At 71.3% G+C, this 21,608-nt stretch carries 14 protein-coding genes; 6 read left to right on the forward strand and 8 right to left on the reverse strand.

Annotation, left to right across the window (positions count from 1 at the left end; all coding sequences use genetic code 11):
• Positions 1 to 157: 157 nt before the first annotated feature.
• The gene (gene mshC / locus O7595_RS27535) at positions 158 to 1,387 is read left to right on the forward strand and encodes a cysteine--1-D-myo-inosityl 2-amino-2-deoxy-alpha-D-glucopyranoside ligase (protein WP_269731294.1); all 1,230 of its coding nucleotides are present in this window, start codon (positions 158 to 160) and stop codon (positions 1,385 to 1,387) included.
• A gap of 420 nt (positions 1,388 to 1,807) precedes the next feature.
• Here the strand turns inward: mshC and O7595_RS27540 are convergent, their stop codons facing one another.
• The 6 genes from O7595_RS27540 to O7595_RS27565 form a co-directional block, all read right to left on the reverse strand.
• A complete protein-coding gene (locus O7595_RS27540; RefSeq protein WP_269731295.1) occupies positions 1,808 to 2,890 on the reverse strand; it encodes a PAC2 family protein in 1,083 nt (360 codons plus the stop codon).
• 861 nt (positions 2,891 to 3,751) lie between these two features.
• Positions 3,752 to 4,423 (reverse strand): FadR/GntR family transcriptional regulator, encoded by a 672-nt coding sequence (locus O7595_RS27545; RefSeq protein ID WP_269731296.1) that lies wholly within the window; start codon positions 4,421 to 4,423, stop codon positions 3,752 to 3,754.
• A 105-nt stretch (positions 4,424 to 4,528) separates the two neighbouring features.
• Positions 4,529 to 6,139, reverse strand: coding sequence for a glycerol-3-phosphate dehydrogenase/oxidase (locus O7595_RS27550; protein WP_269731297.1), 1,611 nt, complete (start codon positions 6,137 to 6,139; stop codon positions 4,529 to 4,531).
• A gap of 16 nt (positions 6,140 to 6,155) precedes the next feature.
• Positions 6,156 to 7,685 (reverse strand): glycerol kinase GlpK, encoded by a 1,530-nt coding sequence (gene glpK / locus O7595_RS27555; protein ID WP_269731298.1) that lies wholly within the window; start codon positions 7,683 to 7,685, stop codon positions 6,156 to 6,158.
• A gap of 37 nt (positions 7,686 to 7,722) precedes the next feature.
• Positions 7,723 to 8,508 (reverse strand): MIP/aquaporin family protein, encoded by a 786-nt coding sequence (locus O7595_RS27560; RefSeq protein WP_269731299.1) that lies wholly within the window; start codon positions 8,506 to 8,508, stop codon positions 7,723 to 7,725.
• Between the two features lie 639 nt (positions 8,509 to 9,147).
• Complete coding sequence (locus O7595_RS27565) at positions 9,148 to 9,915, reverse strand: IclR family transcriptional regulator (protein WP_269731300.1); 768 nt, start codon at positions 9,913 to 9,915, stop codon at positions 9,148 to 9,150.
• Between the two features lie 241 nt (positions 9,916 to 10,156).
• Between O7595_RS27565 and metH the strand changes: the two genes are divergently transcribed.
• The 4 genes from metH to O7595_RS27585 all read left to right on the forward strand — a co-directional run bounded on the left by metH (position 10,157) and on the right by O7595_RS27585 (position 18,233).
• Positions 10,157 to 13,708 carry a methionine synthase gene (gene metH, locus O7595_RS27570; protein ID WP_269731301.1) on the forward strand — a complete coding sequence of 1,184 codons (3,552 nt, stop codon included), beginning with the start codon at positions 10,157 to 10,159 and terminating at the stop codon, positions 13,706 to 13,708.
• Positions 13,709 to 13,812: 104 nt separating this feature from the next.
• The gene (locus tag O7595_RS27575; RefSeq protein WP_269731302.1) at positions 13,813 to 14,514 is read left to right on the forward strand and encodes an HAD family hydrolase; all 702 of its coding nucleotides are present in this window, start codon (positions 13,813 to 13,815) and stop codon (positions 14,512 to 14,514) included.
• A 471-nt stretch (positions 14,515 to 14,985) separates the two neighbouring features.
• Positions 14,986 to 16,587: an ABC transporter substrate-binding protein gene (locus tag O7595_RS27580; RefSeq protein WP_269731303.1), complete on the forward strand. Its 1,602-nt coding sequence runs from the start codon at positions 14,986 to 14,988 to the stop codon at positions 16,585 to 16,587.
• A 59-nt stretch (positions 16,588 to 16,646) separates the two neighbouring features.
• Complete coding sequence (locus tag O7595_RS27585; RefSeq protein ID WP_269731304.1) at positions 16,647 to 18,233, forward strand: ABC transporter substrate-binding protein; 1,587 nt, start codon at positions 16,647 to 16,649, stop codon at positions 18,231 to 18,233.
• Between the two features lie 241 nt (positions 18,234 to 18,474).
• Here the strand turns inward: O7595_RS27585 and O7595_RS27590 are convergent, their stop codons facing one another.
• Positions 18,475 to 19,146: a response regulator gene (locus tag O7595_RS27590; RefSeq protein ID WP_093657207.1), complete on the reverse strand. Its 672-nt coding sequence runs from the start codon at positions 19,144 to 19,146 to the stop codon at positions 18,475 to 18,477.
• Positions 19,147 to 19,235: 89 nt separating this feature from the next.
• On the reverse strand, positions 19,236 to 20,255 hold the full coding sequence (locus O7595_RS27595; RefSeq protein WP_443071743.1) for a RecB family exonuclease: 1,020 nt from the start codon (positions 20,253 to 20,255) through the stop codon (positions 19,236 to 19,238).
• A gap of 107 nt (positions 20,256 to 20,362) precedes the next feature.
• Here O7595_RS27595 and O7595_RS27600 point away from each other — a divergent pair, with 107 nt between their 5' ends.
• Positions 20,363 to 21,607, forward strand: coding sequence for a site-2 protease family protein (locus O7595_RS27600; protein WP_269731305.1), 1,245 nt, complete (start codon positions 20,363 to 20,365; stop codon positions 21,605 to 21,607).
• Position 21,608 lies beyond the last annotated feature (1 nt).

Genomic DNA, 21,608 nt, shown 5'->3' on the forward strand with positions numbered 1-21,608 from the left:
GCCCGGCCCGTCCGAGTGCCGGTGCGCCCGGGAGGGCCGGGGCACCGGCCCACTGCTGCCGTTACCCCCACGGCAGGGGCAGGCGCAAGAGCGCCCAACCGGCCGAGAGAGGGCGTCCGGTTCGTATCCGGAACATGCATCCGGTTACGCTCATGACATGCATGCCTGGCCCGCTTCCGAGGTCCCCGCCCTGCCCGGCAAGGGCCGCGACCTCCGGATCCACGACACCGCGACCGGCGGCCGCGTCACCCTCGCCCCCGGTCCCGTCGCCCGTATCTACGTCTGCGGCATCACCCCGTACGACGCGACCCACATCGGTCACGCGGCGACCTACAACGCGTTCGACCTCGTCCAGCGCGTGTGGCTCGACACCAAGCGGCAGGTTCACTACGTCCAGAACGTCACCGACGTGGACGACCCGCTGCTGGAGCGCGCCCAGCGCGACGGCCAGGACTGGACCGAGCTCGCGGAGCGGGAGACCGCCCTGTTCCGCGAGGACATGACCGCGCTGCGGATGCTGCCCCCGAGGCACTACATCGGCGCCGTCGAGGCCATCCCGGGAATCGTTCCGCTCGTCGAGCGGCTCCGCGACGCGGGTGCCGCGTACGAACTCGACGGCGACGTCTACTTCTCCGTCGAGTCCGACCCCCACTTCGGCGGGGTGTCGCACTACGACGCGGAGGCGATGCGCGCGCTGTCCGCGGAGCGCGGCGGCGACCCCGACCGCGCCGGCAAGAAGAACCCGCTCGACCCGATGCTGTGGATGGCCGCCCGGGACGGGGAGCCGAGCTGGGACGGCGGCAGCCTCGGGCGCGGCCGGCCCGGGTGGCACATCGAGTGCGTGGCCATCGCCCTCGACCATCTCGGCATGGGCTTCGACGTGCAGGGAGGCGGCTCCGATCTCGCCTTCCCGCACCACGAGATGGGCGCCTCGCACGCCCAGGTCCTCACCGGTGAGCACCCGTTCGCCCAGGCCTATGTGCACGCCGGCATGGTCGCCCTGCACGGCGAGAAGATGTCCAAGTCCAAGGGCAACCTCGTCTTCGTCTCCGCGCTGCGCCGTGACGGCGTGGACCCGGCCGCCATCCGGCTGGCGCTGCTGGCGCACCACTACCGTGCCGACTGGGAGTGGACCGACGAGGTCCTCCAGGAGGCCGTGGACCGCGTCGGCCGCTGGCGCGCGGCGGTCTCCCGGCCCGACGGGCCCTCAGCCGACGCGCTCGTCGAGGAGATCCGTGCCGCCCTGGCCGACGACCTGGACGCTCCGGCGGCGCTCGCCGCCGTGGACCGCTGGGCCGAGGCCCAGCGCGCCGAGGGCGGTGCGGACGAGGGTGCGCCCGGCCTGGTGTCGCGCGCCGTGGACGCCCTGCTGGGTGTCGCCCTGTAATCCGGACACGAGCCGGGGAACCGCCCCGGTGGACCGGTCGCCTCCCGGACCCGTGAGGGTCCGGGAGGCGACCGGGAGGCGACCGTTTTCCGTCCACGGCGCAGCGGAGTCGGCGGAATCGGACCCGGAGGACACGGCGCCGGGGCCGTCCGTCCCCGGTGCCGTGTCCTCCGCAGCGGCGGGGCAGGCACCGGGCGCCGGCACAGCGGGGAACACCGACGGCTCCGCGTCCGGTGACCACGCGGTCCGGACGGCGGCGGCCCGCTTCCGCTGCGGCTGACGGGTCCGCGTGAGTCCGGCGGTGCCGGCGGGACGGCCGGACCGGAACGGGAACGCGCGAGCGGGTGGCCGGTTTTCGGCACCACCCGCCCGCGCGCTGCGTACGTCGCCACCAGGAGCCTCGGCGGAGCTTCCGAGGCGTCAGTCCTCCGAGGACTCCGGGGAATCGGGCGACTCGGGGGACTCGGGGGACTCGGGAGGAGGACCCGACGGCCCGGTGGAGCCGGACGACCCGTCCCTCGCGGAGTCGTCGTCCTCGGACCCGTCCGTCCCGTGCTCGGCGCGCTGCGGCTTCGGCGGCTTCGTCCGTCCGCCCGCGGTGTCCCGCAGGTACGAGCCGTCCCCGGCCTCCGTGGCATGACCGCCCGGCCCCTGCCCGGGGCCGCCGTCACGACGGCGCAGATAGCGCTCGAACTCCCGGGCGATGGCCTCGCCGGACGCCTCGGGCAGTTCGGCGGTGTCCCTGGCCTCCTCCAGCGTCTGCACGTACTCCGCCACCTCGCTGTCCTCGGAGGCGAGTTGGTCCACGCCGAGCTGCCAGGCCCGTGCGTCCTCGGCCAGTTCGCCGAGCGGGATGCGGAGGTCGATGAGGTCCTCGAGCCGGTTCAGCAGCGCCAGTGTCGCCTTCGGGTTCGGCGGCTGGGAGACGTAGTGCGGCACGGCGGCCCACAGCGACACGGCCGGGACCCCGGCGTGGGTGCAGGCCTCCTGGAGGATGCCGACGATGCCGGTCGGGCCCTCGTAGCGGGTCTCCTCCAGGTCCATCGTCCTGGCCAGATCCGGATCCGAGGTGACACCGCTCACCGGTACGGGCCGCGTGTGCGGGGTGTCGCCGAGCAGCGCGCCCAGGATCACCACCATCTCGACGCCCAGTTCGTGGGCGAAGCCCAGCAACTCGTTGCAGAACGAGCGCCAGCGCATCGACGGCTCGATCCCGCGGACCAGCACCAGATCGCGGGGCTTCTCCCCGCCGACCCGCACCACGGAGAGCCGTGTCGTGGGCCAGGTGATCTTCCGCACCCCGCCGTCCAGCCACACCGTGGGACGGTTGACCTGGAAGTCGTAGTAGTCCTCGGCGTCGAGCGCCGCGAACACCTCGCCCTTCCACTCGCGGTCCAGGTGCGCGACCGCGGTGGACGCGGCGTCGCCGGCGTCGTTCCAGCCCTCGAACGCGGCCACCATGACCGGGTCGATCAGCTCGGGAACCCCCTCGAGCTCGATCACCCAGGCCTCCTTCCGACGTTCCCTCTCGTACGCCCCAACCTTACGGCTTCGGGGGCGCCCGCCCGCAGTCCCCGTGCACGGCAGGGTGAACTTCCGTACGGCGGCGGCGCAGGCCGGAAGAACGGCAGTTCCGGCCGGAGAGCCGGCCGAGCCGTCACCGCGATCAGAGGAGGTGGACCCGGACCTCCGGCTCGCCACGACGCCTTCCGTCGGACGCCCGGGAGGTCCGACGTCCGACGGTGTGCGAGGCCGTGAGTGCGGAAGGGGCCGTCGCCGCCGGATCCGGGCAGAGCGAGCCGACGGCCGGCGCCGGCCACGAGGACGTACAACGGCTGGAAATCGATCGTGGCACGGCCGGATCGGCCGGCCTGCCACCTGCCGCCCGTTGCGTCGAGTACGTCGACCACCTCCACGAACACGTCACGGACCCGCCGTGGTCCACCGGGGACACCACGTGGCACCAGGGGTACCCGGATTCTCCTCCCGCATGCGGCCCGGACCACCCGTCGCGCAGCGCTGCTCAGGCGGGCCCGTGCCGCGGGCCCGCGTGTCGCCTCCGAGGACGGGCGACCCACGGCGACGGCACGGGCTCCGAGGGCCGTCGACGGATCCCGAGCGGAGCGATCGCCGTCGCCCCGCCGGTGATCCCCCCGTTCCGCACGCGGGGGAGACAGGGCCGGTCGAGGCGGGCGGCGGCGGGCAACGGGCCGCCACGGGACCGGCGCGCGGTGCGCGGCGGTACGACCCGGGCCGCCGCCGGGGCCCCGCCCTCCACCGGCCCGCCGTCCGCGGGCGCCGGCCGGCCCGGTGTCCCGGCCTGCGGTCCGGGCCCGGGCGCCCGCCGCGTCGGATGCGGTCCGGTCAGAGCGCGGACCTGAGCCACCGCTCCGCGCCCGCGATGTGCACCGTCGCCCAGGACCGGGCCGCCTCGGCGTCCCGGTCGCGCAGCGCCGCGAGGATCGCCCGGTGCTCGTGGAGCGTACGGTCGACCGCGTCCCCCCGGGTGAGGGCCCGCCACACCCGGTCCCGGGCGACCGGCCCGGAGAGCCCGTCCAGCAGGGAGCAGAGCACGGTGTTGCCGGAGGCCCGCACGATCCCGCGGTGGAACTCCCGGTCGGCGCGGACCAGTTCCTCCACCGAGGGCTCCGGACCGAGGGCGTCGAGCTGCGCGGTGAGCCGGTCGAGTTCCTCTTCGCCGATGGCGGACGCCGCCATCGCCGTCGCCGCCGGCTCCAGGATCCGGCGCACGGCCAGGAGCTCCAGGGCCGTGTCGTCGCGGTGGAAGTCCACGACGAAACCCAGCGCCTCGAGCAGCAGTTGGGGGTCCAGGCTGGTCACGTACGTGCCGTCGCCCTGGCGCACGTCGAGGACGCGTATCAGCGAAAGCGCGCGGACCGCCTCGCGGAGCGAGTTCCTCGACAGGCCGAGTTCGGCGGCGAGTTCGCTCTCCTTGGGCAGCCGGTCGCCGGGCCGCAGCGCACCGGAGACGATCATCCCCTTGATCTTCTCGATGGCATCGTCGGTGACAGCCATGGCTTCCCCTCGCGCCGGGAGTCATCCGATGACTGAGCGTACAACGAGGGCGGCTCCGCATGGAGCCGCCCTCGTCGTACGGACCGTGCCCGCTACGGTCCCGTCTCAGGCCCGCTTGTGCAGCAGGTCCTCGACCTTCCCCCGGACCTCGTCGGTGGCGAGGCCGCGGATCGTCAGCGTGGTGCGTCGCCGCAGCACGTCGTCCGCCGTCTCGGCCCACTCGTGGTCGCGCGCCCACACGACCTGGGCCCAGATCTCCGGGGCGTCCGGGTGGATCCGCTCCGCCAGGTCGGGGTTCTCGTTCGCCAGCCGGGCGATGTCGAAGGACAGCGAGCCGTAGTGCGTGGCGAGGTGGCGAGCGGTGTCCGCCGACATCCGGGGCCCGGGCGCCGGGGCGTCCACCAGCAGCCGGTGCGCGACGGCGCGCGGGTTGGCGATGCCGGGCAGCGGGAGCTTCTTCGGCAGGTCCGAGATCGGCTCCATGTCGTCGGCGAGCGGACGCCCCGGAAGCTCGGCGAGCTTGTTCAGCACCGTGCGGCCGATGTGGCGGAACGTCGTCCACTTGCCGCCGGCCACCGACAGCATGCCGCCGCGGCCCTCGGTGACCACGGTCTCCCGCTTGGCCTTGGAGGTGTCGCCGGGTCCGCCCGGCAGCACCCGGAGGCCGGCGAAGGAATAGGTGATCAGATCGCGCGACAGCTGCTGGTCGCGGATGGAGAAGGCGGCCTCGTCGAGGATCTGGGCGATGTCCTTCTCGTTGACCGCGACGTCCGCCGGGTCGCCCTCGAACTCCTCGTCGGTCGTGCCGAGCAGCAGCATGTCCTCCCAGGGGAGGGCGAAGGTGATGCGGTACTTGTCGATCGGGGTGGCCAGCGCGGCCTTCCAGGGGGAGGTGCGCTTGAGGACCAGGTGCGCGCCCTTGGAGAGCCGGATCGAGGGCGCCGCGTCCGGGTCCTCCATCCTGCGCAGGTGGTCCACCCACGGGCCGGTCGCGTTGAGGACCAGCCGGGCGGTGACACCGAACTCGGTGCCGTCCGTGCGGTCCCTGAGCTCGGCGCCGGTGACCCGGCCCTTGGTGAAGCGGAGTCCGGTGACCTCGGCGTGGTTGAGGACGACCGTACCCGACTCGGCGGCCGCGCGGACCGCCATGAGCGCCATGCGGGCGTCGTTCATCTGGTCGTCGCCGTAGACGGCCACGGCCTTCAGGTTCTCCGTGCGCAGCTCGGGCACGTCACGCTGGGCCTTGGCGGGCGATATGACGTGTCCGACGCCGTCGCCGAACGCGGAGAGCGCCGAGTAGGCGAAGACTCCCGCGCCGAGCTTGGCCGCTCCGTGCGGTCCGCCCTTGTAGACGGGCAGGTAGAAGGTCAGCGGGTTGGAGAGATGGGGCGCCACCTCCCGGGAGAGGGCGCGGCGCTCGAAGTGGTTCTCCGCCACCAGCTTCACGGCGCCGGTCTGCAGATAGCGCAGACCGCCGTGGAGCAGTTTGGAGGAAGCGGAGGAGGTGGCGCCGGCGAAGTCGCCGGCCTCCACCAGGGCCACCCGCAGCCCGGCCTGCGCGGCGTGCCAGGCCGTGGAGATGCCCAGGATGCCGCCGCCTATCACCAGGAGGTCGTAGGTCGCCTTCGCAAGCTGCTCCCTCGTCTCGGCGCGGCTCGGGAGGGAACCGGAGGCCGGGTGCGTCCCCAGCGAGGGGACGCTCTGCAGGGTGGTCATTCTCGATTGCTCCTCGTCAGCTCTCGTCGTGCTCGAGCCAGCCCATGGTCCGCTCGACGGCCTTGAGCCAGTACTTGTACTCGTGATCACGCTGGGCAGCGTCCATGTGGGGGGTCCACTCGGCGGCCCGGCGCCAGTTGGCGCGGAGCGCGTCGGTGTCCGGCCAGAAGCCGACGGCCAGGCCGGCGGCGTAGGCGGCGCCGAGGCAGGTGGTCTCGGCCACCATCGGACGCACCACGGGCACGTCCAGGAAGTCCGAGAGGGTCTGCATCAGCAGGTTGTTGGAGGTCATTCCGCCGTCGACCTTCAGGGAGGTCAGCTCGACACCGGAGTCCTTGGTCATGGCGTCCGTGATCTCGCGCGTCTGCCAGGCCGTGGCCTCGAGCACGGCGCGCGCGATGTGCGCCTTGGTGACGTACCGGGTGAGGCCGGCGATCACACCGCGGGCGTCCGAGCGCCAGTACGGGGCGAACAGACCGGAGAACGCCGGGACGATGTAGGCGCCGCCGTTGTCCTCGACGGACGCGGCGAGCGTCTCGATCTCGGGCGCGCTGTTGATGAGGCCCATCTGGTCGCGCATCCACTGCACGAGGGCGCCGGTGACGGCGATGGAGCCCTCGAGCGAGTACACGGGCGCCTCGTCGCCGATCTTGTAACCGACGGTCGTGACCAGACCGGAGTAGGAGTTGATGATCTTGCTGCCGGTGTTCATCAGCAGGAACGTGCCGGTGCCGTAGGTGGACTTCGCCTCACCCTCGGAGAAGCACGTCTGGCCGAAGAGCGCGGCCTGCTGGTCGCCCAGCGCCGAGGCGACCGGGACGCCCGCCAGGACGCCCTCCTTGACCTCTCCGTACACCTCGGCGGAGGAGCGGATCTCCGGGAGGACCTCCATCGGCACCTGCATGGACTGGGCGATCTTCTCGTCCCACTCCATGGTGTGCAGGTTCATCAGCATGGTGCGCGAGGCGTTGGTGACGTCGGTGACGTGGTGGCCGCCGTTGACGCCCCCGGTCAGGTTCCAGATGACCCAGGAGTCCATGGTCCCGAAGAGGATGTCGCCCCGCTCGGCACGCTCGCGCAGGCCGTCGATGTTGTCGAGCATCCAGCGGACCTTCGGGCCGGAGAAGTAGCTCGCCAGCGGAAGACCGGTCTCACGGCGGAACCGGTCCTGGCCGACGTTGCGCCCGAGTTCCCTGCAGAGCGCGTCGGTGCGGGTGTCCTGCCAGACGATGGCGTTGTGGACGGGCTCACCGGTGTTCTTGTCCCAGAGCAGCGTGGTCTCGCGCTGGTTGGTGATGCCGATGGCCTTGACGTCGGCGGCCGTGATGCCGCCCTTCTCGATGGCCCCGGCGACGACCTCCTGGACGTTGTTCCAGATCTCGGTCGCGTTGTGCTCGACCCAGCCCGGCTTCGGGAAGATCTGCTCGTGCTCCTTCTGGTCGACGGAGACGATCCGTCCGTCCTTGTCGAAGACGATGCAGCGGGACGAGGTGGTGCCCTGGTCGATGGCCGCGATGAACGGGCCGGCGGTGTGTGCGTCGGTCACGGTGTGCTCCTGGAAGTCTGAGGAAGAGACGTACGGCTCAGGCGAAGGCGATCTGGTAGATGCCCGCGGCGATGGCGGCACCGATCATGGGGCCCACCACGGGGATCCATGAGTACCCCCAGTCGGAGCCGCCCTTGTTCCGCAGCGGGAGCAGGGCGTGCACGATGCGCGGGCCGAGGTCGCGGGCCGGGTTGATGGCGTACCCGGTAGGACCGCCGAGGGAGAAGCCGATGCTGACGACCACGAGGGCGACGATCAGTCCGCCGAGGACGCCGAGGCCCTTTCCACTGTCGTTGAGACCCATGGTGAGCACGGCCAGCACCAGTACGAGCGTGCCGATGATCTCGCTGGCCAGGTTCTGCCAGACGTTCCGGATCTCCGGACCGGTCGAGAAGATGCCGAGCACGGGGCCGGCCTTCGGGGCGGACCTCTCGTCGACCAGGCCCTCCTCGAGCGGCGGAGGCACGAGCTCCGGGTCTTCCAGATGGGCCTTGAACTGGCCGTAGTACGTGACCCAGGCCAGGAACGCGCCGACCATGGCGCCTATGAGCTCGCCCGCCATCTGCACGGGGACGTTGCTCCAGTCACCGCTGGTGATCGCGATACCCAGCGTGACTGCGGGGTTGAGGTGCGCACCGGAGAGGGGGCCCGCGATGTAGACCGCGGTCATGACCGCGAAGCCCCACCCGAAGGCGATGGCGACCCAGCCGGCGCCCTGTGCCTTTGAGCGCTTCAGTACGACGGCGGCGACCACGCCGGCGCCGAGCAGGATGAGTACGGCGGTACCAATGATCTCGCCGATGAAGATGTCGGAGCTGGACACCCGCGACTCCTTTGTCCTTCGTCCAGGGGAAGGCGAACCAACGGGTCCCTCCGTGGTTCGCGCCCTCGGGGTGAGAGCGATACCGGCCCTTGGCGTTGCCACACTCTAGCGCGTATTGCCGGTAGGTGTTCGACAATGCCGACCGATGCACGGCAGTTTTGTCCTCTGGTTAACACGGCGTCAAGGGTTGTGTGGCCGAAAACCGTTTCGTTATCGATGGTGCGCCCGGAAGGGCGAAATCGCCCGCTGTGAGGGATCTCGGCCGGTCGGGAAGCCGGCGCGGCACCGGTGGGGAACGGTGCGGGAGGGGGGCGGGCCGGATCCGTCGGCCCTTCCGGCCGTATCCGTCCGGCCGCGAGGGGCGGTCGGGCATGGGACGTGCGGGGTGCGGCGGGGCGCCGGGAGTGGGGGGCCGGCCGTGCGGCGGCCGGGCCGCTCCGGGCGGGGGGCGGGCGCCCTGCGACTGGGCGCGGCGCCTCGTACCGCGGCCGACGACGGCGGGGGAGGGCGACGGGGGACGACGGGGGGACGACGCCGAGGGCGACGGCGAAGGGCCGGCCGGGGCGATGCGGGGGAGGCGGGGAGCGCCGGCCGGGTCGAGGGGGCGCGTCCGGCCGCGGGGCGGGCCGGGCCGGCCGGTCAGAAGCGGCCGGCGCCCAGGTCCCGGGAGACGGCGCGGGCGCAGTCCCGTACCGCGGCGACCAGCTCGGCCCGCAGCTCCTTGCCGTCGTCGCACACCCGTTCCACCGCGCCGGTGATGGCGATCGCGCCGACCGGCATCCGCCGGCGGTCGTGGATGGGCGCGGCCACCGCCGCCACCCCCTCCCAGGTCTCCTCCACGTCGGAGGCCCAGCCCCGTGCCCTGGTCAGGTCGAGCTCGCCCTCGAAGGCCCGCAGGGCGGTCACGGTGCGCGGGGTGAACGCCTCCCGGTCGAGCTCGAGGACCTCGCTGTGGGCGACGGGGTCGTACGCGGAGAGCACCTTGCCCAGGGCCGTGGAGTGCAGCGGCTGCATCGCGCCCACCTCCAGTACCTGGCGGCTGTCGTCGGGGCGGAAGACGTGGTGGACGATCAGGACGCCCTGCTGGTGCAGTACGCCCAGGTGGACGCTCTCGCCGCTGGAACGGGCCAGGTCGTCCGTCCAGACCAGTGCGCGGGCCCGCAGTTCGTGGACGTCCAGGTAGCTGTTGCCGAGCCGCAGCAGCTCCGCGCCGAGTTGGTAGCGCCCGGACGCCGGGTCCTGCTCGACGAACCCCTCCGCCTGGAGGGTGCGCAGGATGCCGTGGGCGGTGCCCTTGGCCAGATCGAGGGAGGAGGCGATGTCCGACAGGCCGAGACGGCGCTCGCCACCCGCGAGCAGGCGCAGCATCGCCGCCGCTCGTTCCAGTGACTGGATGTTCTTCGCCATCGTCCCGGCCCTTCTACCCAACCTCGTTCGACAATGCTGAACACTATCGGCCGATGCCGAATCGGTGTTACTGCCGGAACAGTGTGGCAACACCACGCTCACCCGGTCATCACCAGGGACACACGGAGTCCACCTCCTGGACCGCTCCACCGTGTCGCGCCCGGCCCGGCTACGCTGGCCGGGTGCGCCTTCCAAGGGGAGCCGCAAAGCCGACAGCCGTCGCACTTCAGGGAGCACCTTCATGGCCTCGTTGCCGACCCCTTCCGCCGACAGCCCGACTTCCGCAGCCAGCAGTACGTCCCACGACAGCCGTACCCGAGCGGACGCCCTGCGCCGCGCGCTGGCGACCCGCGTGGTGGTCGCCGACGGCGCGATGGGCACGATGCTCCAGGCGCAGGACCCCACCCTCGACGACTTCCAGGATCTCGAGGGCTGCAACGAGATTCTGAACGTGACCCGCCCGGACATCGTCCGTTCGGTCCACTCCGCCTATTTCGAGGTGGGTGTGGACTGTGTGGAGACGAACACCTTCGGCGCCAACTTCGCCGCGCTGGGTGAGTACGACATCCCCGAGCGCGTGTTCGAGCTGTCCGAGGCCGGTGCCCGGATCGCCCGCGAGGCCGCGGACGAGTTCACGGCGTCCTCGGGACGGCAGCGGTGGGTGCTGGGGTCGATGGGTCCGGGGACGAAACTGCCGACCCTGGGCCACGCCCCGTACGTCACCCTGCGCGACGCCTACCAGCGGAACGCGGAGGGGCTGATCGCGGGCGGGGCGGATGCGCTGCTGGTGGAGACGACGCAGGACCTGCTGCAGACGAAGGCGTCCGTCCTGGGCGCCCGCCGGGCGATGGACGCGGCCGGCTTCACGGTGCCGTTGATCTGCTCGGTCACGGTCGAGACGACGGGCACGATGCTGCTCGGCTCGGAGATCGGTGCGGCGCTGACCGCGCTGGAGCCGCTGGGCATCGACATGATCGGTCTGAACTGCGCCACCGGCCCGGCGGAGATGAGCGAGCACCTGCGCTACCTCGCCCGGCATGCGCGCGTCCCGCTGTCCTGCATGCCGAACGCGGGTCTGCCGGTCCTGGGCAAGAACGGCGCGCACTACCCGCTGACCGCCCCGGAGCTGGCGGACGCACAGGAGACGTTCGTGCGGGAGTACGGGCTCTCCCTGGTGGGTGGCTGCTGCGGGACGACTCCGGAGCACCTGCGACAGGTCGTGGAGCGGGTGCGGGACCTCACCCCGGGCGAGCGCCGCCCGCGTCCGGAGCCGGGCGCCGCGTCGCTGTACCAGACCGTGCCGTTCCGGCAGGACACCTCCTACCTGGCGATCGGGGAGCGGACGAACGCGAACGGGTCGAAGAAGTTCCGCGAGGCCATGCTGGAGGGCCGCTGGGACGACTGTGTGGAGATGGCCCGGGACCAGATCCGCGAGGGCGCGCACATGCTCGACCTGTGCGTCGACTACGTCGGCCGGGACGGCGTGGCGGACATGGAGGAGCTGGCGGGCCGGTTCGCCACCGCTTCGACGCTGCCGATCGTCCTGGACTCCACCGAGGTGGAGGTGATCCGCGCCGGTCTGGAGAAGCTGGGTGGCCGGGCGGTGATCAACTCGGTGAACTACGAGGACGGCGACGGGCCCGAGTCGCGGTTCGCCAAGGTCACCGCGCTGGCCCGGGAGCACGGCGCCGCGCTGATCGCGCTGACGATCGACGAGGAGGGCCAGGCCCGCACGGCCGAGAAGAAGGTGGAGATCGCCGAGCGGCTGATCGAGGACCTCACCTCGAACTGGGGGATCCGCGAGTCGGACATCCTCGTCGACACCCTGACGTTCACCATCTGCACCGGTCAGGAGGAGTCCCGCAAGGACGGCGTCGCCACCATCGAGGCGATCCGCGAGCTCAAGCGCCGGCACCCCGACGTGCAGACGACCCTCGGCCTGTCGAACATCTCCTTCGGCCTGAACCCGGCCGCGCGGATCCTGCTCAACTCGGTCTTCCTCGACGAGTGCGTCAAGGCCGGCCTGGACTCGGCGATCGTGCACGCGAGCAAGATCCTGCCGATCGCCCGCTTCGAGGAGGAGCAGGTCGCCACGGCACTGGACCTGATCCACGACCGCCGTGCCGAGGGCTACGACCCCCTGCAGAAGCTGATGGAGCTGTTCGAGGGGGCGACGGCGAAGTCCCTGAAGGCGGGCAAGGCCGAGGAACTGGCCGCCCTCCCGCTGGAGGAGCGTCTGAAGCGGCGCATCATCGACGGCGAGAAGAACGGCCTGGAGCCGGACCTGGACGAGGCACTCCAGGACCGCCCGGCGCTCGACATCGTCAACGACACGCTGCTGGACGGCATGAAGGTCGTCGGGGAGCTGTTCGGCTCGGGTCAGATGCAGCTGCCGTTCGTGCTGCAGTCGGCCGAGGTGATGAAGTCGGCGGTGGCCTATCTGGAACCGCACATGGAGAAGTCGGACGCCGAGGGCAAGGGCACGATCGTGCTGGCCACCGTCCGCGGCGACGTCCACGACATCGGCAAGAACCTGGTGGACATCATCCTGTCCAACAACGGCTACAACGTCGTCAACCTGGGCATCAAGCAGCCGGTCTCGGCGATCCTGGAGGCCGCCGCGGAGCACCGGGCCGATGTGATCGGCATGTCCGGACTCCTGGTGAAGTCCACTGTGATCATGAAGGAGAACCTGGAGGAGCTGAACCAGCGCAAGCTGGCCGCCGACTACCCCGTCATCCTCGGCGGCGCCGCGCTCACCCGCGCCTACGTCGAACAGGACCTCCACGAGATCTACGAGGGCGAAGTCCGCTACGCCCGCGACGCCTTCGAGGGCCTCCGCCTCATGGACGCGCTCATCGCGGTCAAGCGCGGCGTCCCCGGTGCCGCGCTGCCCGAGCTGAAGCAGCGCCGGGTACGGAGCACCGCCACCGCGGTCGTCGAGGAGCGGCCGGAGGAGCAGGGTGCGGTGCGTTCCGACGTCGCCACCGACAACCCGGTGCCGGAGCCCCCGTTCTGGGGCACGCGGGTCGTCAAGGGCATCCAGCTCAAGGAGTACGCCTCCTGGCTGGACGAGGGGGCGCTGTTCAAGGGCCAGTGGGGCCTCAAGCAGGCCCGCACCGGCGACGGGCCGTCCTACGAGGAGCTGGTGGAGACCGAGGGCCGCCCGCGGCTGCGGGGCTGGCTCGACCAGCTGCACACGCAGAACCTGCTGGAGGCGGCCGTGGTCCACGGCTACTTCCCCTGCGTGTCCAAGGGCGACGACCTGATCGTCCTCGACGAGCAGGGCAACGAGCGCACCCGCTTCACGTTCCCGCGCCAGCGCCGCGGCCGCCGGCTGTGCCTTGCCGACTTCTTCCGCCCCGAGGAGTCCGGCGAGACCGATGTCGTCGGCCTCCAGGTCGTCACCGTCGGCTCGAAGATCGGGGACGCGACCGCCAAGCTCTTCGCGTCCGACTCGTACCGCGACTACCTCGAACTCCACGGCCTGTCCGTCCAGCTCGCCGAGGCCCTCGCCGAGTACTGGCACGCCCGGGTCCGCGCCGAGCTCGGGTTCGCGGGCGAGGACCCGGCGGAGATCGAGGACATGTTCGCCCTCAGGTACCGCGGCGCACGGTTCTCCCTCGGCTACGGGGCCTGCCCCGACCTCGAGGACCGCGCCAAGATCGCCGAGCTGCTGGAGCCGGAGCGCATCGGCGTCAAGCTCTCGGAGGAGTTCCAGCTCCACCCCGAGCAGTCCACCGACGCCATCGTGATCCATCACCCGGAGGCGAAGTACTTCAACGCGCGGTGACGGAGCGCGCGCTTCGGTCGCGCGAGTCGTACACTGGTCGGTCCCATACAGGCCGGTCGCCCGATTTGGCGGCCGGCCTGTGCGTCCCCGATGGAGGTGTCCGGATGACCAGTACGGTCCCCGCGTCCCTGGCCCGCACGGCGGGCGGCTCCGCCCTGCAGGCCGTCTTCCTCGACATGGACGGCACCCTCGTGGACACCGAGGGCTTCTGGTGGGACGCGGAGCGCGAGGTCTTCGCCGATCTCGGCCACGACCTGGACGAGGCATGGCGTGATGTGGTCGTCGGCGGTCCCATGACCCGGAGCGCGGGCTACCTCATCGAGGCGACCGGTGCCGACATCACCCTCGCCGAGCTGACCGTGCTGCTCAACGAACGCTTCGAGGCCCGCATCACCAGCGGTGTTCCGCTGATGCCCGGGGCCGAGCGCCTGCTCACCGAGCTGGCGGCGCACAACGTGCCCACGGCCCTGGTCTCCGCTTCCCACCGGCGCATCATCGACCGGGTGCTCGCCTCCCTGGGCCGCGACCGCTTCGCGCTGAGCGTGGCGGGGGACGAGGTGCCCCGCACCAAGCCCCACCCCGACCCGTATCTGCTCGCGGCCCGGGGACTGCGCGCCGATCCCACCCGTTGCGCGGTCATCGAGGACACGGCCACGGGTGTGGCCTCCGCCGAGGCCGCGGGCTGCCGGGTCGTGGCGGTCCCGTCCGTGGCGCCGATCGCCCCCGCCGACGGGCGCATCGTGGTGGGCTCGCTCGAGGAAGTGGATCTGTCATTCCTGCGCACACTGATTACCCGGATGAACTGATCCATTCACCGAGAGTGCAGAGGAATATCCTCGGAAACCATGGGCGTTTGACCGTGTATTTTCCGTGACCATCCATCGTGCGTGACGTTCATCACGCGTGATGCTGCATAAAAAGCGCGGCCATGGCAGGCGCAGTCCGATCTGCGGTGATTTGGGTACGCCTATGTGTCCGGATTGATGTAGTGGTGCACGAATCATTCCGACGCGTGAATATCGACTCCTCGCCATGCCCCCTCATCGAGGGGCAGCCCCCAACTCGGGCCCGGTCAAGCATTCCTGGCGCAGCCACTAATCTCGTCGCGAGAGCTTCGCCGCACCACCGACGTGCCACGGGGACCACCTCCTTCCCCGTGCCCGCAGGACCGATCGCCCCCGCATCCCGGCCCGATCGCACCGCCCCGAACGGGCGGCCGCGGCGGAGTATCCCGCAACCGCTGCATCCCAGTGAGGGATCGAGGGAGAAAGTCCAGGATGAACCGCAAGACTCTGGTGCTGCCGGCCCTGGTGGGCCTGCTCGCCCCCGTACTCGCCGCCTGTGGCACCACGCCCGGGGCGCCGGACGGAGGCAACGCCATTGTCGTCGGGACCACCGACCAGTTCATCGCCGACAGCGGGACCCCGGCGCCCTTCGACCCCGCCTTCGCCTACGACACCGGCGCCTGGAACGTCCTCCGGCAGACCGTGCAGACGCTGATGCACGTGCCGCGAGGCGGCGGGCGGCCCGTCCCCGAGGCCGCCTCCCGCTGCGAGTTCACCGACTCCCGGAGCGAGACCTACCGCTGCGTCCTCCGCGACGGACTCACCTTCGCCGGGGGCCGGCCCGTGACCGCCGAGGACGTCAAGTTCTCCATCGAGCGCGTGCTGGACATCGATTCCGACAACGGCACGGCCGCGCTGCTCTCCACCGTCGGCACCGTCGAGGCCAGGAGCGAGAAGGAGATCGTCTTCCATCTGACCGCGCCGGACGCGACCTTCCCGTACAAGCTCTCCACGCCGGTCGCCGGCATCCTCAGCCGCGACGCCTACGACGCGGACGGGCTGCGCGAGGGCTTCCAGGTCGACGGCTCCGGCCCGTACACGATGGCGGCCGAGACCGACGGCGGCAGGCTCGTCCGGGCCGTCTTCACCAAGAACCCCGACTACAAGGGCGATCTGACGGTCCGCAACGACCAGGTCGAGCTCCGTTCCTTCGCCGATGCGGGCGCGATGGGGGAGGCCCTGGAGTCCGGCGAGATCGACATGATGGCCCGCTCCATGTCCCCGGAGCAGATCAGGGACCTGCGGGAACACCCGAAGGACGGTATCGAGCTCACCGAGGTCCCCGGGCTGGAGATCCGCTACCTCGGCTTCGACACCGAGGACCCGTCCGTCAGGGACAAGGCGGTCCGCCAGGCCATGGCCTCGGTCGTCGACCGCGGAAAGATCGCGAGCAACGTCTACGGCGCCACCGCCGAACCGCTCTACTCGCTGATCCCCACGAGCATCACCGGTCACACCAACTCGTTCTTCGAACGCTACGGCGAGCCCGACCGCCGCAGAGCGGCCCGCGTCCTGGACGAGGCCGGCATCACCACCCCGGTGAAGCTCACCCTCCACTACACCACCGACCACTACGGCTCCGGCACGGCGAAGGAGTTCGCCGTGCTGCGCGACCAGCTCAACGCCACGGACCTGTTCGACGTGACGGTCAAGGGCACGGAGTGGTCCGAGTACCGTCCCGCGCAGAAGCGGGGCGACTACGCCGTCTACGGCCTGGGCTGGTTCCCCGACTTCCCGGACCCGGACAACTACATCGCCCCGTTCCTGGACGAGGACAACTTCCTCAACACCCCCTATGTGAGCACCGCCGCGCGCAATCAGCTCATCCCGGAGTCCCGCCGCAAGGCCGACCGCAGTGCCGCCGCCCTCCCCTTCGCCAGGCTCCAGGACATCGTCGCCACCGATGTCCCGGTGCTGCCGCTGTGGCAGGGCAAGCAGTACGTCGCCGCCCGGTCGGACATCAACGGAGTCGAGTGGACGCTGAACGCCTCCTCCGACCTCCAGTTGTGGGAACTCGAGCGCGGCACCGCCTGACCCTTCATGACCCGGCCGCGAAGGGCGCGGCCGGAAACGAGAGCAAGAGGCAAGGTTCTGTGAAGGCACGATTCAAGCGCACGACGGCGCCGCTGGCCGCGGGGCTGTCCGCCGTACTGCTGGCGGGATGCGGCTCGGAGCACGGCGACGGGTCCGACGGCGACGGCGTCCGCGTCGCCGTCGGCATCTCCGACGACGTCCTCGCCACGGACCCCGCGGACGGTTACGACCCCGGCTCCTGGCTGCTGTTCAACAACGTCTTCCAGTCCCTGATGGCCTTCCCGAAGGGCGGCTCCACCCCGCAGCCGGAGGCCGCGGAGAAGTGCGGTTTCGAGAGCGGCAGCACGGTCTACCGCTGCACGCTGCGCGAGGGTCTCAAGTTCAGCAACGGCAACGACCTGACCTCGAAGGACGTGAAGTTCTCCTTCGAGCGCGCGCTGAAGATCGCCAGCGACTCCGGTCCCGGCCCGCTGCTCTCGACCATCGACAGCATCGAGACGCCCGACGAGCGCACGGTCGTCTTCACGCTGAAGGTCCCCGACGCGACCTTCCCGAGCAAGATCGCCTCCGGTGCGGGCTCCATCGTGGACCACCGCGAGTACGAGGCGGATTCCCTGCGCACGGACGGCAAGGCGGTCGGCTCCGGCCCGTACAGGCTCGAGTCCTTCAGCGACAAGGAGGCCGTCTTCTCGGTCAACCCCGAGTACAAGGGCAACGCCGAGGTCCGGAACACCGGCGTCACCCTGACGTTCTTCCGGGGCGACCAGAAGGGCCTCGGCTCCGCGCTGAAGCAGGGCGACGTCGACGTCGCCTACCGAGGCCTCACCGCACAGGACATCGACGGCCTCCAGGCCTCCGTTGAGGCCGGCAAGCAGGGCATCGCGGTCGTCGAGGGCAACAGCGCCGAGGTCCAGCACCTGGTCTTCAACATGGACCACCCGGTCACCGGCAAGCTCGCCGTGCGCCAGGCCTTCGCCTACCTCGTCGACCGGGACGCCCTCGTCCGCGACGTCTACAAGGGCACCGCCGAGCCGCTGCACTCGATCGTCCCGGCCGGCATCGCCGGTCACAACACCGCCTTCTTCGACCGCTACGGCGGCCACCCGCAGCCGGACAAGGCCCGCAAGGTCCTGCGCGAGGCGGGCATCGACGAGAAGGTGAAGCTCACCCTCTGGTCCACCCCGAGCCGTTACGGCCCGGCCACCGACCTGGAGATGGCCGCGATCGCGCAGCAGCTCAACAAGAGCGGTCTGTTCCAGGCGGACGTCAAGTCGGTCGAGTTCGAGAAGTACGAGAAGGACGTCCAGGCCGGCAAGTACGGCGTCTACGTCAAGGGCTGGGTCCCCGACTACCCGGACGCCGACAACTTCACCCAGCCGTTCTTCGGCGAGGGCAACGTCCTCGGCAACAACTACGAGAACAAGCAGATCATCGGCAAGATCATCCCGGAGACCGCGGCCGTGGCGGACCGGTCCTCCACCGGTGACGAGTTCGCCCAGCTGCAGAACATCGTCGCCGAGGAACTGCCGATCCTCCCGCTGTGGCAGGGCAAGCAGTACGCCGTCTACAACGGCAACATCACCGGCCTGGAGTGGACGCTCGACGCCTCCACGGTCTTCCGTTTCTGGGAGATCAAGAAGGGCTGACACCCGTACGACGGCCGGCTCCGGTCCGGCCGTACGCGGAGGACCCCGGTGGCCATCGGCCCCGGGGTCCTCCGCGGGTGCGGCGGGGCCGCCGGTCCACGCCGGGCGCGGCCGCCGTGGACCGGCCGCTCGCGGCTCACCACCGGACGCCCGGACTCCCGGGACGCCGCCCGGCGGCGCCGGGCGCTGCCGGCCCCGTCAGGTCCCGTCGCCCCCCTGGGGCCCCCGCCGCCCGCGCCGGTCACTGCGCTCCCGGTCGCACCAGCCCGCTCTCGTACGCGTACACCGCCGCCTGGACCCGGTCGCGCAGGCCCAGTTTCGTCAGGACGTGGCCCACGTGCGTCTTGACCGTCGTCTCGCTGACGAAGAGGTCCGCCGCGATCTCGGCGTTCGACAGCCCGCGGGCCACCAGCTTCAGGACCTCGACCTCCCGCTCGGTCAGGGTGTGCAGGGTGTTCGGCGCCGGCTCCTCGCCCGACGGCAGATGCCCCGCGTACTTGTCGAGCAGCCGCCGCGTGATGCTCGGCGCCAGCATCGCCTCGCCGGCCGCGACCACCCGGATCGCCTGGACCAGCTCGTTCGCCGGGGCGTCCTTCAGCAGGAAGCCGCTCGCGCCCGCCCGCAGCGCCTCGACGACGTACTCGTCGAGGTCGAACGTGGTCAGCACCAGTACCTTGGCCGGACCGTCCCGCTCCGGGCCGGTGATCTGGCGGGTCGCCTCGACGCCGTCCATGCGCGGCATCCGGATGTCCATCAGCACCACGTCGGGCTGCAGCGCCCGCACCTGGTCCAGGGCCTGCAGGCCGTCCCCGGCCTCACCGACCACGGCGATGTCCTGCTCGGCCTCCAGGATCATCCGGAAGCCCGTGCGCAGCAGCGGTTGGTCGTCGACGAGTAGGACGCGGATAGCCACGGAATCTCCTCAGGAATACGGGACCGCCCCATTCTGCCCTGACCGCCGGAGGCCGGCCCCGGGCGACCCCGCCCGGGGCACCGGGCGCCTCAGCCCGCGGGGACCACGGGCAGCGGGTACACCGGCGGAGTCCCGCCGAACTCCGGGCACAGGGCCCGGTGGTCGCACCAGCCGCAGAGCTTGGTCGGACGCGGCCGCCAGTCGCCCGTCTCGGTGGCCCGCATGATCGCGTCCCACAGGGCCAGCAGCTTGCGCTCCACCCGCTCCAGGTCCGCCGGGACCGGGTCGTAGGTGAGAACCTCCCCGCTGCCCAGGTACACCAGCTGCAGTCGCCGCGGCACCACGCCCTTCAGCCGCCAGACCACCAGGGCGTAGAACTTCATCTGGAACAGCGCGCCCTCGCTGTACTCGGGGAGGGGCGCCTTGCCCGTCTTGTAGTCGACGATCCGCACCTCGCCCGTGGGCGCCACGTCCACCCGGTCGATCACCCCGCGCAGCCGCAGCCCCGACTCCAGCTCCGTCTCCACGAACAGCTCGCGCTCGGCCGGCTCCAGCCGTGTCGGGTCCTCCAACGAGAACCAGCGCTCGACCAGCGCCTCCGCCTCGGACATCCAGCGCGCCAGCCGCTCGCCGTCCTCGTCCCGGGCGAACAGCTCGCCCAGCTCGGGCCGCGACTCCAGCAGCCTGTCCCACTGACCGGGGACGAGCGCCTTGGCACGCGGCGCCGTGCGCTCCACGGCCGGCGCGTCGAAGAGCCGCTCCAGGACCGCGTGCACCAGCGTGCCCCTGGTGGCCGCCTCGCTCGGCTTCTCCGGCAGCCGGTCGATCACCCGGAAGCGGTAGAGCAGCGGGCACTGCATGAAGTCGCTCGCCCGCGAGGGCGACAGCGACATCGGCGGCCGTCCCTCCGGCGGGGAGGCGGGAGGAGCCTCCGGCGGGACCGGATGCCCGTCGGCAGCGCCGGACTCGTCCGCCGGAAGGGGCTGCGGCGGCACCGCGGCGGCGGACGGAGGACCCTCCACCGCCGGCGCGGGGGCCTCCGCGGCGGGCGTCGGCCCCGCCACGGGGTGCGGCGGGCCTTCCGGAACGGGCGGCTGACTCGTACTCATGACTCAGACCCTACGGCCCGCCACCGACAGCGAGCGGCATACCATCGACGTCAGACCCTCTCGCACTGCATGATCGAGCGAGCCACGCCTCGCGACGAAGGGAACCCGTGAAGAAGGACGAGGAGAGCGGCGAGCGTACGCGCGCGCGGTCCGGCACGGGAGAAGCGGACCCCGGCGGCGGACACGAACGCTCCGCGGAGCCCGGCGGCGGCATCCTCATGGGCCGCCCCTTCGGCGTGCCCGTGTACGTCGCCCCCAGCTGGTTCCTGGTCGCGGCCCTCATCACCTGGGTCTTCGGCGGCCAGCTGGACCGGGTCCTGCCGGAGCTCGGCGGCGCCCGCTATCTCGTGTCGCTGTTCTTCGCGGTGGCCTTCTACGCGTCCGTGCTGGTCCACGAACTGGCCCACACCGTCGTGGCGCTGCGGTACAAGCTGCCCGTGCGGCGGATCCAGCTCCAGTTCTTCGGCGGCGTCTCGGAGATCGAGAAGGAGTCGGAGACCCCGGGCCGGGAGTTCGTCCTCGCGTTCGTCGGGCCGTTGCTGTCGCTCGTCCTCGCCGCGGTCTTCTACGCCGGTATGCAGGCCGTCGAGCCCGGTACGGTCCCCGGCGTGCTGCTGGCGGGGCTGATGATCTCCAACCTCATCGTGGCCGCCTTCAACCTGCTCCCCGGACTGCCGCTGGACGGCGGCCGGATGCTGCGCGCGGTCGTCTGGAAGATCACGGGCAGGCCGATGAGCGGAACCGTCGCCGCCGCGTGGGTCGGCCGTGCCCTCGCCGTCGCCGTACTGATCGGACTGCCCCTCCTCACGCACACCGGCGCCCTCGGCAACCCCACCGAGGACATCGGCGGCATGGAGACCGTCACGGACGCCCTGCTCGCCGCCATCCTCGCCGCGATCATCTGGACCGGTGCGGGCAACAGCCTGCGCATGGCCCGTCTGCGGGAGCACCTGCCCGAACTGCGTGCCCGGGCCCTCACCCGGCGGGCCGTCCCCGTCGGCTCGGAGACCCCGCTGTCCGAGGCGCTGCGGCGCGCCAACGAGGCCGGCGCCCGCGCCCTCGTCGTGGTCGACGGGCACGGCGACCCGACCGCCCTCGTCCGCGAGGCCGCGATCGTCGGCGTCCCCGAGCACCGCCGTCCCTGGGTCGCCGTCGGCGGTCTCGCCCAGGACCTCACGGACGGCATGAAGGTCCCCGCCGAACTCGCCGGCGAGGCACTGCTGGACCGGCTGCGCGCGAATCCGGCCACCGAGTACCTGGTGGTGGAGGAGACCGGGGAGATCTACGGAGTGCTCTCCACGGCGGACGTCGAGCGGGCCTTCGTGGCCGCGATGGCCCGCCCCGGCTCCTGAA

It is taken from the genome of Streptomyces sp. WMMC940 (assembly GCF_027460265.1).
GTDB lineage: Bacteria > Actinomycetota > Actinomycetes > Streptomycetales > Streptomycetaceae > Streptomyces.